We start from the raw sequence: 12,493 nt of genomic DNA, 5'->3' as shown, positions 1-12,493 counted from the left end.
ATCAGCCTTCCTCCGTCCACAGAACTTCAAGGGGAACGTTCGCCGCGATCAGGGCGGCGATGGGCTGGATCTTGGGATCGCCCTTGGCCTGCTCTTCAAAGACCCGGCGTTTGGCGGCGCCCTTCAGGCCCAGGATCACCCGGCCGGCGGACATCAGATAGGGCAGGTTGATCGACAGGCGCTCGATCGTCGGCGCGGCGCCGTCGCGGCCGTGGGGCACGCCCAGCACCGTCGGCTTCAGCGTCGGGGTCAGAAGCGTCTTCAAGGTGGGGCTGTCAGGGAACATGGAGCAGATATGGCCATCCTCCCCCATGCCGAGAAGGACCGCGTCGAAACGCCCGCCCGCATCGGCCAGGGCGTGGGCGGCGACGATGGCGGCCCGGTCGACCGTGACCTCAGGCGTATAGAGGGGGATGAAGCGGGCGGCGGCCGCCTTGTCCTGCAACAGGACGTCGCGGATCAGCCGGGCGTTGGACTCAGGCGAGGTCTCGGGGACGTAGCGTTCGTCCACCAGGGTGACGGCGATCCTGGCCCAGTCCAGGTCGATCGCAGCGAGGCGGCGATAGACGGGGGCGGGGGTGGTCCCGCCGGGGCCGGCGAAGACGGCGGAGTCCTTGTCGCGGACGGCGGCGCCCAGGGTCTCGGCCAGGCGGGCGGCGATGGCCTCGGCCCAGGCGTCGACGGTGGGGAAGGTTTCGATCACAGGCGTCTCAGACATCGGTCGTGTTCCAGTCGCGGCCGGTGCGGATCATCAGCATGTCGGCGCTGTCGGGGCCCCAGGTTCCGGCGACGTATTCGTCGGGCTTATGGCCGGATTCAGCCCAGGCCTCGGCGACCTCATCGACCCATTTCCACGCCTGTTCGGCCTCGTCGCGGCGGACGAACAGGGTGGAGTCGCCCGCCATGGCGTCCAGCAGCAGCCGCTCATAGGCGATGCGGCGGCGCGGGGGGGCGGCGGACTTGCCGTCCACGCCCCAGGACAGGCTCATGGTGATGGGCTGGAGCTGCATCCGCTTGTCCAGGCCGGGCCGCTTGTTCATCACCGTCAGGGAGATGTCCTCCTCGGGCTGAAGCTCGATGATCATGCGGTTGGCCAGCGCCTCGCCCTCTTCATCGTCGAAGATGGAGTGGGGCACGGGCTTGAACTGGATGACGATTTCGGTGCGCTTCTCGGGCAGGCGCTTGCCGGTGCGCATGAAGAAGGGCACGCCCGCCCAGCGCCAGTTGTCGATGTCGGCCCGGATGGCGACGAAGGTCTCGGTGTCGGACGGGGCGCCGCGCTCCTCGATATAGCCCTTGGCCGGCCTGCCCTCGGACACGCCCGCCACATACTGGCCGCGCACGGTGACGCGTTCGGCCTCCTCGTGGGTGATGGGGCGCAGGCTGCGCAGCACCTTGACCTTTTCGTTACGCAGGGACTCCGGGTCCAGGTCGCTGGGCGGCTCCATGGCGACCAGGCACAGCAGCTGGAGCATGTGGTTCTGGAGCATGTCGCGCAATGCGCCGTACTCGTCATAGTAGGGCCAGCGGTCGCCGACCCCCACCGTCTCGCCGATGGTGATCTGGACGTGGTCGATCGTCAGATTGTTCCACAGGGGCTCGAAGATGGTGTTGCCGAACCGCAGGGCCGTCAGATTCTGGACCGTCTCCTTGCCCAGATAGTGGTCGATGCGGAACACCTGGTCCTCGCGGAAGGCGTGGGCCACGGCGTCGTCGATCTCGAGGAAGGACTTCAGGTCGCGCCCGACCGGCTTTTCCAGCACGATGCGGCAGTTGCGCTCGGCCAGTCCCGCCGCCTTCATCGCCGTGACAATGCGGCCGTAAAGCGAGGGGGAAACGGCCAGGAAGGAGGTGACCTCGCCGTCGCCGACCTTGTCCTTCAGCGGCTTCAGGCTGTCGGCCGAGGTGGCGTCCACCGCCAGATAGTCGAGCCGGGCCTTCATCCGGGTCCAGGAATGGTCGTCCCAGGCCTGATCCTGTTCGGCGCGAGCCTTCACCGCCTCATGGACCTTGGCGACATAGTCCTCAGCCGTCTCATCGGAGCGGGCGGCGCCGATGATCTTCAGGCCGTCGGGCAGGAGTCCGTCGTGTTCCAGGAAGTAGAGCGAAGGCAACAGCATCCGCATCGCCAGATCGCCGCCGCCGCCGAACAGAATGAGAGCCGCCATCGAAATTCCCTCGAATATCCCATTTGTCGGGACGAACGCCTTTACGGCCTAGTCTTTGGGCCTTTGCCCGCTTCCGCCCGCGAGGCCAACACGTCCAGCACGTCCTGAAACACCATGTTACGGACATGGAGAAGAACCAGCAGGTGATAGATCAAATCCGCCGCCTCGCCGGCGAGTTCCTCATCCGGGCCGGCGACGCCCGCCAGGGCGGTCTCCACCCCCTCTTCGCCGACCTTCTGGGCGATGCGTTTGGGGCCTTGGGCGACCAGTTTGGCGGTCCAGCTTTCGGACGGATCAGCGGCGGCCCGCTCGGCGATAGTCTGTTCCAGCCGGGCGATGCGGCCGAGACCCGGCGCGTCGGCGGCGCCGAAACAGCTGGTGCGGTTCAGGTGGCAGGCGTTTCCGACCGGATCGACCGCCAGGACCAGGGCGTCGCCGTCGCAGTCGGGGGTGATGGAGACGACCCGCAGCCGGTCGCCCGAGGTCTCGCCCTTTCTCCAGCGCCCGCCGCGCGAGCGGGAGAAGAAGGTGGCCTCACCCGACTGGATCGTCTCGTCCAGGGCGGCGCGATCCATATAGGCCAGGGTCAGGACCTGGAGCGTGGCGGCGTCCTGGACCACCACGGGGACCAGGCCGTTTCCTTTTTCGAAGTCGATGGCAGCGGGGTCGATCATGGGGTGATCTCCTCAAAAATCCTCCCCCTCTGGGGGAGGGGGACCGCCCGAAGGGTGGTGGAGGGGGTAAGGGCGTGCGGGGTGTTGGGCGTCGAGCGGCGGCGCGCGGGCGGGCCCCCTCCACCGCTTCGCGGTCCCCCTCCCCCAAGGGGGGAGGATTGCGGGGATCGGGTCACAATCTCATCTCCAGGCCTTCGCCCGCCAGATAGGCCTTCAGGTCCGGGATGGCGATGGCGCCGGTGTGGAAGACGCTGGCGGCCAGGGCGCCGGAGACGTCGGCCTGATTGAAGACGTCGCGGAAATGTTCGGGCGCGCCGGCGCCGCCCGAGGCGATCAGGGGGATGGTCAGGCGCGCGCGGGCGGCGGACAGCTGTTCGATGTCGTAGCCGCGTCGAACCCCGTCCTGGTCGATGCAGTTCAGCACGATCTCGCCGGCGCCCAGGCTCTGGGCCTCGTCCAGCCAGTCCAGGGTGCGCTTGCCCGCGCGGCGGCGCGCGTCGGGGTCGCCGGTGTATTTGTGGACCACCCATTCGCCGTCTTCCAGTCGACTGTCGACGCCGACGACGACGCACTGGCTGCCCAGCCGTGCGGCCATTTCGGCGATCAGTTCGGGGCGTTCCAGGGCGGGAGAGTTGATCGAGACCTTGTCCGCGCCGTGGTCCAGGCAGCGGGCGGCCTGATCGACGCTGCGGATGCCGCCGGCGACGCAGAAGGGGATGTCCAGCAGCCGGGCGATGTCCTTGATCCAGCCGTAGTCCAGGGTCCGGCCCTCGGGGCTGGCGGTGATGTCGTAGAAGACCAGTTCGTCGGCGCCCGCGTCGCGGTAGCGGGCGGCCAGTTCGGCGGCGTCGCCCATGTCGGTATGGCCGACGAACTTGACCCCCTTGACCACCCGGCCGTCCTTGACGTCCAGGCAGGGGACGATACGGCGCGCCGTCATGCCGTGGCCGTCGCTATGGCTTGCGGCAAGGTGAAGCGGTTCTCGTACAGGGCGCGGCCGACGATGGCGCCGTTGCAGCCCAGGGCCTTGACCGCGACGAGATCGTCCAGAGACGAGATGCCGCCGGACGCCTGAAGCACCAGATCGGGGCGGCGACGGCGGATTTCGGCCAGCAGCTCCAGATTGGGTCCGGTCAGGGCGCCGTCGCGGCCGACGTCGGTGACCAGCAGGTGTTTGGCCGTACCCTTGGGATACCAATCCAGCGCCTCCCACAGGGTCGTTTCGGAAGACTGGGTCCAGCCCTTCAGGGCGGGGACGGGCACGCCGTCCTCGATCTTGACGTCCAGGGCCAGGGTGATGCGTTCGGGGCCGAAACCCTTGAGCCAGGCGGCGACGTCGTTGGGTCGGGTCACCGCCAGGGAGCCGACGACGACGCGGGAGACCCCGGCCTCCAGCAGCTTGGCCACATCATTGGCGCCGCGGACGCCGCCGCCGGACTGGATCTTGATTTCGAGGGCCTGGGCCAGTTCGCCGATCAGGGCGTGCTGGCGCGCCTCGCCCGCCTCGGCCCCGTCCAGATCGACGATATGAATCCACTCGGCGCCCTCGGCCGCGAAGGCGCTGAGGCGGGCGGCGGGCTGTTCGTCATATTGCGTCACCTGGTCGAACTTGCCGTGCATCAGGCGCACGCAGGCGCCGTCCTTCAGGTCGATGGCGGGGTAGATCAGCATGATGGATTCTCGGGCAGGCTCAGGAAGTTCCTGAGAATCGTCGCCCCGGCCTCGGCCGAGCGTTCGGGGTGGAACTGGCAGCCCCAGCGGTTGGCGGTGCGGACTATGGCGGGCACGGGGCCGCCGTAGTCGGCGCGGGCCAGGGTGGCGGGGCCGTCGGGACAGACATAGCCGTGGACGAAATAGGCGTAGGCGCCGTCTGCGATCCCTTCCAGCAGCGGGTCGTCTCGGTGGCGCCTCAGCCGGCTCCAGCCCATATGCGGCACGGGCAGGGCGCCCGCCGGCTCCAACCGGGACACGGCGCCGGGGATGAAGCCCAGCAGATCGACGCCTTCGCCCTCCTGGCTGGTTTCGAACAGAAGCTGCTGGCCCAGGCAGACGCCCAGCAGGGGACGGGGGAAGGCGCGGATCGGTTCGACCAGGCCCAGCTCCGACAGGCGGCTCATGGCGTAACCGGCCGCCCCGACGCCGGGCAGGATGACCCGTTCGGCGTCTGTGATCACGGCGGGATCGTCGGTCAGGCGCACAGTGGCGCCGAGACGTTCCAGGGCGAACTGGACCGAGGCGACGTTGCCGGCGCCGTAGGCGATGACGGCGACCTCGGTCATTTGATCCTCCCCCGTTGGGGGAGGGGGACCGCGCGTAGCGTGGTGGAGGGGGCGAGGACGCTCGAGGTGTGGAACGTGAGGCGCCGGCGCGCGGGCCGGCCCCCTCCACCGCTTCGCGGTCCCCCTCCCCCAAGGGGGGAGGATTTCATCACAACACCCCCTTCGTCGACGGCACCGCATCGCCCTCGACCCGGACGGCCTGGCGCAGCGCCCGGCCGAAGGCTTTATAGACGGCCTCGGTCTTGTGGTGGTCGTCCTGGCCCGTGACCTTGATGTGGACGGCGGCGCCCATGGCCTCGGCCAGCGAGCGGAAGACGTGGGCGGTCAGGTCGGTGCGGTAGTCGCCGATGAAGGGGGTGTCGAACGTGCCTTCGAACAGCGGATAGGGCCGGCCGGACAGGTCGATGGAGACCGTCGCATTGGCCTCGTCCATCGGCAGGACGAAGCCGTAGCGGGCGATGCCCTTACGCTCGCCCAACGCCTGTTTCAGCGCCTGGCCCAGGGCGATGGCGCTGTCCTCGATCGTGTGGTGGGGGTCGGTGTGCAGGTCGCCCTCGCACTGGAGGCGCAGGGAGAAGCCGCCGTGGGCCGCGATCTGCTCCAGCATATGGTCGAAGAAGCCGACGCCGGTCTCGATCCTGATCGGGCCGGGGGCGTCCAGGTCGACGGCGCAGACGATGCGGGTCTCTTTCGTATCGCGCACGGCCTGGCCGACGCGGGCCGGACGGCGCTTGGCGGGCGTCAGGCCGAAGGCGGCCAGCAGCCGGTCGTTGACCTCGGGCTTGATCGAGACGGGCAGGCGCAGCCGGTCGCCGGACAGGTCGGCCTCGATTCCATAGGTCTTCAGGGCGGCCAGGGCGGCGGCGGGGTCTTGCGGCCGGGCCATCAGAATGGGGCCGACGCCGGGCTCGATCGTCAGATCGCGGCCCAGTTCGCGGGCCAGCCGCTCGCGCTCGCGCCGGACCAAGGCGATCCGCTCGGCGGTCTCGATCATTCGCGACGGATCCAGGGCCTGAAGCGCCAGCCGCACCAGGGGCTCGGGCAGGGCGTAGGGCTCCAGCACCGAGGCGAGGCGGGCCAGGGTCGGGCCTTGCGCGACCGCCGCGCCGACGCGGGCGCCGGCTAAGCCATAGGCCAGAGACAGGCTGCGCAGCACGACCAGATTGGGCTGGTCGGCCACGACCGTGACGGCCGAGACGCTGTCGGAAAACTCGATCAGGCCCTCGTCCACCACCAGGAGGGCGGGGGCGAGGCGGGCGGCCATTTCGGCCACGGCCTCGGGCGAGCCCAGGGCGCGGATGACGACCACAGTCGGTTCGCCCCTGGCCGGATAGATGGCGGCGAGACGCTCATAGGGTTCGGCCCTGGGCGCCTCGACCGAACCGCCGTCGCGGGCGGCGAGGCGGTAGGCCAGTTCCAGCCCGTGGGTCAGGCCGCGCACCGGCAGGATCTGGCCGGCGGGCACGGCGTAGATCGCGGCCATACGGGCGGCCAAGGCCAGGGCGTCGCCGGGATAGCGGTCCAGGCCCTCGCCGCCGGAGACCAGCGGGGGATAGGGGGCGGGCAGGGTCATAGGGCGGCTCCGCTATGATCTTCCCCCGCTTGCGGGGGAAGTGTCAGGTCGTGGCGCGAAGCGACACGCCTGACGATGGGGGGAGTTCTGCGACTTGGCGAAACGCCCCTCTCCGACCCTGGTTCGCTGCGCGCACGACGGGCCACCTCTCCCGCAAGCGGGAGAGGGTCTTTAAAGGCGGCCCTCATCCCTCGCTCCTCAGATCCGCCGCGCGGGCGTGGGCTTCGAGGCCCTCCATCCGGGCCAGGCGGGCGGCGATGGGGGCCAGGGCGCGGGCGCCGGCCTGGGTGACCAGCTGGACCGACATGGTGGTCATGAAGCTGGACGTGGTGACGCCGCCCAGGGTGCGGGCGCCGCCGTCGGTCGGCAGGACGTGGCTGGGGCCGGCGGCGTAGTCGCCCAGGGTCTCGGCCGCGAACCGGCCGACGAAGACGGCGCCGGCGGCCTTGACGGCGGGGAGCAGGGCCTCGGGATCGTCCACCTGAAGCGCCAGGTGTTCGGGGCCGTAGAGGTTGATCACCTCGCAGGCGGCGTCGAGGTCGCGCACCAGGACGGCGCGGGCCTCGTTCAGCGAGGCGCGGGCGACGGCCTCGCGCGGCAGGGTCGCCACCTGGGCCTCAACCTCGGTCAGAATATAGTCGATGGTGGCGCGGCTGGTGGAGACCAGGAGAACTTGCGCGTCGGCGTCGTGCTCGGCCTGGCTGAGCAGGTCGGCGGCGGCGATCTCGGGCGCAGCGTCGCGGTCGACGACGACCATCAGCTCGGACGGGCCGGCGGGCATGTCGACGGCGGGGCCGCCCGGAAGAGCAGACGCCTGTTTCTTGGCCTCGGCCACATAGGCGTTGCCGGGGCCGAATAGCTTGTCGCAGGCGGGGATGACCCCGTCCTCCAGTTCGACGCCGAAGGTCAGGGCGGCGATGGCCTGGGCGCCGCCCATCAGCCAGAGGGCGTCCAGCTCCGCCTCGGCGGCGGCCAGGATCATGGCGGGGTGGACCCCGCCGGACTTGTCCGGCGGGGTCACAGCGACGCGCCGGCCCACGCCCGCGACGCCGGCCGGAATGGCCAGCATCAGAAGCGAGGAGAAGAGGGGGGCGGTGCCGCCGGGGATGTAGAGACCGGCCGAGGCGATCGGACGCCAGGCCAGTTTGGAGCGGACGCCGGGCGTGGTCTCGATAAAGTCGGTGTCCTCCGGCCGCGTCGCCTGGTGGAAGACGCGGATATTGTCGGCCGCCATCCGCAGGGCGCGGACGTCGGCGGGCGGCAGGGCGTTGCGGGCTTCGGCGACGGCCTCGGGCGTGATGGCGATCCGGCGGGGCGGGGCCTTGTCCAGCTTCAGGCACCAGTCGGTGACGGCCGCGCCGCCGCGCGCGCGCACGTCGTCCAGAATGGTGCGGACCACCTCGGTGACGTCGCCGGCGGTGCGCTGGGCCGGGCGGGCGAGGGCCGCCGTCTTGCCGGCGGCGTCGAGGGAAGACCAGTCGATACGTTTGAAGGCCGGGGTCATCACATCATCTTCTCGATGGGCAGGACCAGTATGGCCGAGGCGCCGGCCGCCTTCAGCTTCTCCAGCGTCTCCCAGAAGACGGCCTCCTGGCAGACGGCGTGGACGGCGACCGCGTCGTCGCGGCCCGACAGGGGCATGACGGTGGGCGAGCCGGCGCCGGGCAGGATGGCGGTGATCTCATCCAGCGCCGCGCGCGGGGCGTTCAGCATGACGTATTTGGCGCCCTGGGACGACACGACGCCGGCCATGCGCTCGATGATGCTGTCCAGCAGGGGCTTGAGGCTGGGCTCGGGCGCGGTCGGCGACTGAATCAGCACGGCCTGGCTTTCCAGCACCGTATCCTTGGCGCCCAGGCCGTTGGCCTCCAGCGTCGCGCCGGTCGAGACCAGGTCGCAGATGGCGGCGGCCAGTTTCAGCCGGGGCGCGACCTCGACGGCGCCGCGCATGACGACGATGTCGGCCTTGACCCCCCGCTCGTCCAGGAAGCGGCGCAGGATCTTGGGATAGGAGGTGGCGATCCGCAGGCCCTCCAGCGAGGCCGGGCCTTCATAGGCCAGGGTCGGGGGCGTGGCGATCTTCAGGGTGCAGCGGCCGAAGCCCAGGGGCATGACGACCGACGCATTGGGACCGCCGTTGCGGCCCTCCTCCAGCACATTCTCGCCGACGATCCCTAAGTCGCAGACGCCGTCGGCGACGAAGGTGGGAATGTCGTCGTCGCGGACGCGCAGCAGGTCGATCGGATAGTTCTCGACCCGGTAGAGCAGATCATTGTGGCCCTTGACCCATTTCAGACCCGCGTCGCGGATCAGGTCGAGGCTGCGGTCGGCCAGACGGCCGGATTTCTGGACGGCGATGCGAAGCCGGCCCTGGACAGTGCTCATGTTCGGATACTCAGTTCGGGGTCTTCAGGCGGTCCAGGGCGAGGCGGTAGCCCTGGTGCGGCATGTCTTTGAGGTAACGGGCGACGCGGACGACGGTGGTGGGGCTGGCGTGGGCCTCGACCGCGATCTCGCGATAGGATTTGCCGCCGGCGTCCAACAGGCGCGCCACCTGCCAGCGCTCGGCGAAGGCGCGCAGTTCCGCCGGGGTGCACAGGTCGGCCAGAAAGGCGTCCATCTCGGCGCGCGTCTGCATCGACAGCAGGGCGTCGTAGAGGGCGTCGCGGGCGGGCGGGGTCGTCATGCGCGTTCCACTATGCTGTAACAGTGGAACGGTCAAGGGGCGTTTAGTGGCGAGTGGCGAGTGGCGAGTGGCGAGTGGCGAGTTTTAAGACGGCGCCTTGTGCGGTCCAGCCAGGTTTCGTCAGCCCCGAGGACGACGGTTGAAAGCGGGGGCGTTTATCTCGCCACTCGCCACTCGCCACTCGCCACTCTAAATCACCCCCATGACCAAGATCCTGATCATCGGCGCCGGCCACGCCGGCGGCTCCGTCGCGGCCTTTCTGCGGCAGTATGGGCATGAAGGCCCCATCGTGCTGGTCGGCGAGGAGGATGCGCCGCCGTATCAGCGGCCGCCCCTGTCCAAGGCCTGGCTGAAGGGGGAGGCGGATCTTGAGGCGCTGCTGCTGCGGCCGCTGAGCTTTTACGCCGAGCAGAACATCGACTTCCGACCCTCGACTGTCGCCGTGTCGGTGGACCCGGAGGCCAAGACGGTCGCCTTCCACGACGGGTCGAGCGAAACCTATGACGTCTTGGTGCTGGCGACGGGATCGACGGCGCGCAAACTGCCGGTTCCGGGCGGGGACCATCCCGACCTGCTGGAGCTGAGGACGCTGAAGGACGCCGAGCGGCTGAAGGCCGTCCTGGGGCCGGGCAAACGGCTGGCGGTGGTCGGCGGCGGCTATGTGGGGCTGGAGGCGGCGGCCTCGGCCCGGGCCCTGGGCGCCGAGGCGGTGGTGATCGAACGGGCGCCGCGCGTGCTGGCGCGGGTGGCGTCGGAGACCCTGTCGGCCTTCTTCACCGCCCAGCACCGGGCGCGGGGGGTGGAGATCATCACGGGCGCCGAGGTGGTCGCGGTCGCCCATGACGGCGTGACCCTGGCCGACGGGTCGACGGTGCAGGCGGATGCGGTACTGGTCGGGGTCGGGGCGCTGGCCTGCGAAAGCCTGGCGCGGTCGGCGGGCCTGCGCTGCGACGATGGGGTGGTGGTGGACGATCAGGCGCGGACCAGCGATCCGGCCATCTTCGCCGTCGGCGACATGACGCGCCGGCCGATTCCCGTGCACGGCGGGGTCTCGCACCGGCTGGAGAGCGTGCCCAACGCGCTGGAACAGGCCAAACAGGCGGCGGCGGCCATCGTCGGGCGGCCGGGGCCGGCGCCGGAGGTGCCGTGGTTCTGGTCCGATCAGTACGACTTCAAGCTTCAGATCGCCGGCCTGCCGTTCGATGCGGACCGTCAGGTGGTGCGGGGCGATCCGTCGGCGGGCGGATTTGCGGTCTTCCACCTGAACGGCGACCGGGTGGTCTGCGTCGAGGCGGTCAACGCCCCGCCGGAGTTCATGGCAGGCAAGCAGTTGATCGGAAAGGCGACGCCGGTGGATGTGGCGAAGCTGGCGGACGTCTCGGTTTCGATGAAGGCGGTGGGGGTGTGATTTTCACCCGACCTTCCACCGCTTGCGGGGGAAGTGTCAGGCCGTGGCGCGAAGCGAGACGCCTGGCGATGGGGGAAGTCTTCTTGCTTTGAGCAGAACTTCACTCTCCGACCCTGGATCGCTGCGCGATCGACGGGCCACCTCTCCCGCAGGCGGGGGAGGGTCTGGTTGTTGAAGCTTCGCCGCAGTGCAACAAAACTGTTGCGCTTTTCGTTGGGTCGCGATCAAGCTGTGATCTCAACGCGGCGGGGGCGGATGACGAGAGCTTTCGACGAAATGAACGGCGGCGGATCCGGCGCGATCCGCCACAGCTACAAGACCCTGGCGGCCTGGCTGGAAAACGCCCCGCCGGACCTGTTGCAGGCGCGCTCGCGCCAGGCGGAGCTGTTCTTCCGCCGCATGGGGGTGACCTTCGCCGTCTATGGCGACGAGGAATCCAACGAGCGGCTGATCCCGTTCGACGTCGTGCCGCGCATCATCGGCGCCGACGAATGGGGCGGGCTGGAGAAGGGGCTGAAGCAGCGGGTCACCGCCATCAACGCCTTTCTGAAGGACATCTACGGACCGCAGGACTGTATCCGCGCCGGGATCGTGCCCGCCGACCTGATCCTGACCAATCCGCATTATCGACCCGAGATGCAGGGGCGGCGTCCGCCGGGCGACGTCTGGTGCCATATCGCCGGGGTCGATCTGGTCCGCACGGGCGAGGACGGTTTTTACGTGCTGGAGGACAATGTCCGCACCCCGTCCGGGGTCTCCTATATGCTGGAGAACCGCGAGATGATGATGCGGCTGTTCCCCGACCTGTTCGCCGAACATGCAGTGCGGCCGGTCGAAATCTATACCGACATGCTGCTGCGATCCTTGCAGGCATCGGCGCCGTCGGGGGCGGGCGAGGATCCGACCATCGTGGTTCTGACGCCGGGGCCGTTCAACTCGGCCTATTACGAGCACAGCTTCCTGGCCGACAAGCTGGGGGTCGAACTGGTCGAGGGCGGGGATCTCTTCGTCAATGACGACACCGTCTATATGCGCACGACCGAGGGGCCCAAGCGGGTCGACGTCATCTATCGCCGCATCGACGACGACTTCATCGACCCCCTGACCTTCATGCCGGATTCGGCGGTTGGGGCGCCGGGGCTGATGTCGGCCTATTTCGCCGGGCGTGTGACCCTGGCCAATGCGGTCGGGACCGGGGTGGCCGACGACAAGGCCGTCTATACCTACATGCCCGAGATCATCCGCTTCTTCACCGGCGAGGACGCCATATTGAAGAATGTGCCGACCTGGCGCTGCCGCGAGCCGGAGGCGCTGAAGGAGGTGCTGGAGAAGCTGCCGGAACTGGTGGTCAAGGAGGTCGGCGGATCGGGCGGCTACGGCATGCTGGTGGGGCCCACCTCGACCCAGGCCGAGATCGAGGCCTTCCGCGCCAAGCTGATCGCCGATCCCGACGACTTCATCGCCCAGCCGACGCTGAGCCTGTCGACGGCCCCGACCCTGGCGGGCGGCGCCCTGTCGCCGCGCCACGTCGATCTTCGGCCCTTCGTCCTGTCCAGCCCGGCGGGGGTGCGGGTCGCGCCGGGCGGGCTGACGCGGGTCGCGCTGAAGGAGGGGTCGCTGGTGGTCAACTCCAGCCAGGGCGGCGGAACCAAGGACACCTGGGTGCTGGATGTTTGATCGGACGAAGATCCTCCCCCGTCGGGGG

The 12,493-nt window shown here is 69.4% G+C and carries 12 protein-coding genes; 2 read left to right on the top strand and 10 right to left on the bottom strand.

What is annotated here, in order from left to right; genetic code table 11:
- Position 1 precedes the first annotated feature (1 nt).
- The 10 genes from pgl to ACZ5M6_RS00330 form a co-directional block, all read right to left on the bottom strand.
- Positions 2-718, bottom strand: a complete 717-nt coding sequence (gene pgl, locus ACZ5M6_RS00375) for a 6-phosphogluconolactonase (protein WP_224761082.1) — start codon at positions 716-718, stop codon at positions 2-4.
- The gene (gene zwf, locus ACZ5M6_RS00370; RefSeq protein WP_464159186.1) at positions 711-2,168 is read right to left on the bottom strand and encodes a glucose-6-phosphate dehydrogenase; all 1,458 of its coding nucleotides are present in this window, start codon (positions 2,166-2,168) and stop codon (positions 711-713) included. The genes pgl and zwf overlap by 8 nt, the downstream gene beginning before the upstream one ends.
- Positions 2,169-2,209: 41 nt before the next feature.
- A complete protein-coding gene (gene hisIE, locus ACZ5M6_RS00365) occupies positions 2,210-2,842 on the bottom strand; it encodes a bifunctional phosphoribosyl-AMP cyclohydrolase/phosphoribosyl-ATP diphosphatase HisIE (protein ID WP_336968695.1) in 633 nt (210 codons plus the stop codon).
- Between the two features lie 172 nt (positions 2,843-3,014).
- Positions 3,015-3,782, bottom strand: coding sequence for an imidazole glycerol phosphate synthase subunit HisF (gene hisF / locus ACZ5M6_RS00360; protein WP_464159185.1), 768 nt, complete (start codon positions 3,780-3,782; stop codon positions 3,015-3,017).
- Positions 3,779-4,513 carry a 1-(5-phosphoribosyl)-5-[(5-phosphoribosylamino)methylideneamino]imidazole-4-carboxamide isomerase gene (gene hisA, locus ACZ5M6_RS00355; protein WP_464159184.1) on the bottom strand — a complete coding sequence of 245 codons (735 nt, stop codon included), beginning with the start codon at positions 4,511-4,513 and terminating at the stop codon, positions 3,779-3,781. Before hisA ends, hisF begins: the two co-directional genes overlap by 4 nt.
- The gene (hisH, locus tag ACZ5M6_RS00350) at positions 4,507-5,121 is read right to left on the bottom strand and encodes an imidazole glycerol phosphate synthase subunit HisH (RefSeq protein ID WP_464159183.1); all 615 of its coding nucleotides are present in this window, start codon (positions 5,119-5,121) and stop codon (positions 4,507-4,509) included. The genes hisA and hisH overlap by 7 nt, the downstream gene beginning before the upstream one ends.
- 148 nt (positions 5,122-5,269) lie before the next feature.
- Positions 5,270-6,694, bottom strand: coding sequence for an imidazoleglycerol-phosphate dehydratase HisB (gene hisB / locus ACZ5M6_RS00345; protein ID WP_464159182.1), 1,425 nt, complete (start codon positions 6,692-6,694; stop codon positions 5,270-5,272).
- A gap of 184 nt (positions 6,695-6,878) precedes the next feature.
- Positions 6,879-8,198, bottom strand: a complete 1,320-nt coding sequence (hisD, locus tag ACZ5M6_RS00340; RefSeq protein ID WP_464159181.1) for a histidinol dehydrogenase — start codon at positions 8,196-8,198, stop codon at positions 6,879-6,881.
- Entirely contained in the window at positions 8,198-9,079 is an 882-nt protein-coding gene (gene hisG, locus ACZ5M6_RS00335; protein ID WP_287396031.1) for an ATP phosphoribosyltransferase, read from the bottom strand. The genes hisD and hisG overlap by 1 nt, the downstream gene beginning before the upstream one ends.
- Before the next feature lie 10 nt (positions 9,080-9,089).
- Positions 9,090-9,380 (bottom strand): YerC/YecD family TrpR-related protein, encoded by a 291-nt coding sequence (locus tag ACZ5M6_RS00330; RefSeq protein ID WP_054763976.1) that lies wholly within the window; start codon positions 9,378-9,380, stop codon positions 9,090-9,092.
- A gap of 202 nt (positions 9,381-9,582) precedes the next feature.
- Between ACZ5M6_RS00330 and ACZ5M6_RS00325 the strand changes: the two genes are divergently transcribed.
- Complete coding sequence (locus ACZ5M6_RS00325) at positions 9,583-10,788, top strand: NAD(P)/FAD-dependent oxidoreductase (RefSeq protein WP_464159180.1); 1,206 nt, start codon at positions 9,583-9,585, stop codon at positions 10,786-10,788.
- 255 nt (positions 10,789-11,043) lie between these two features.
- Positions 11,044-12,465: a circularly permuted type 2 ATP-grasp protein gene (locus tag ACZ5M6_RS00320; RefSeq protein ID WP_464159179.1), complete on the top strand. Its 1,422-nt coding sequence runs from the start codon at positions 11,044-11,046 to the stop codon at positions 12,463-12,465.
- The last annotated feature ends 28 nt before the right edge of the window (positions 12,466-12,493 follow it).

Source organism: Brevundimonas sp. Br13 (assembly GCF_055391505.1).
The sequence above is the reverse complement of the archived record's forward strand: the minus strand, read 5'-3'. Positions and strand labels throughout refer to the sequence as shown.

Coding starts and splice junctions, on each gene's coding strand:
- pgl (WP_224761082.1), bottom strand. CDS start 718: ATGTCTGAGACGCCTGTGATCGAAACCTTCCCCACCGTCGACGCCTGG.
- zwf (WP_464159186.1), bottom strand. CDS start 2,168: ATGGCGGCTCTCATTCTGTTCGGCGGCGGCGGCGATCTGGCGATGCGG.
- hisIE (WP_336968695.1), bottom strand. CDS start 2,842: ATGATCGACCCCGCTGCCATCGACTTCGAAAAAGGAAACGGCCTGGTC.
- hisF (WP_464159185.1), bottom strand. CDS start 3,782: ATGACGGCGCGCCGTATCGTCCCCTGCCTGGACGTCAAGGACGGCCGG.
- hisA (WP_464159184.1), bottom strand. CDS start 4,513: ATGCTGATCTACCCCGCCATCGACCTGAAGGACGGCGCCTGCGTGCGC.
- hisH (WP_464159183.1), bottom strand. CDS start 5,121: ATGACCGAGGTCGCCGTCATCGCCTACGGCGCCGGCAACGTCGCCTCG.
- hisB (WP_464159182.1), bottom strand. CDS start 6,694: ATGACCCTGCCCGCCCCCTATCCCCCGCTGGTCTCCGGCGGCGAGGGC.
- hisD (WP_464159181.1), bottom strand. CDS start 8,198: ATGACCCCGGCCTTCAAACGTATCGACTGGTCTTCCCTCGACGCCGCC.
- hisG (WP_287396031.1), bottom strand. CDS start 9,079: ATGAGCACTGTCCAGGGCCGGCTTCGCATCGCCGTCCAGAAATCCGGC.
- ACZ5M6_RS00330 (WP_054763976.1), bottom strand. CDS start 9,380: ATGACGACCCCGCCCGCCCGCGACGCCCTCTACGACGCCCTGCTGTCG.
- ACZ5M6_RS00325 (WP_464159180.1), top strand. CDS start 9,583: ATGACCAAGATCCTGATCATCGGCGCCGGCCACGCCGGCGGCTCCGTC.
- ACZ5M6_RS00320 (WP_464159179.1), top strand. CDS start 11,044: ATGACGAGAGCTTTCGACGAAATGAACGGCGGCGGATCCGGCGCGATC.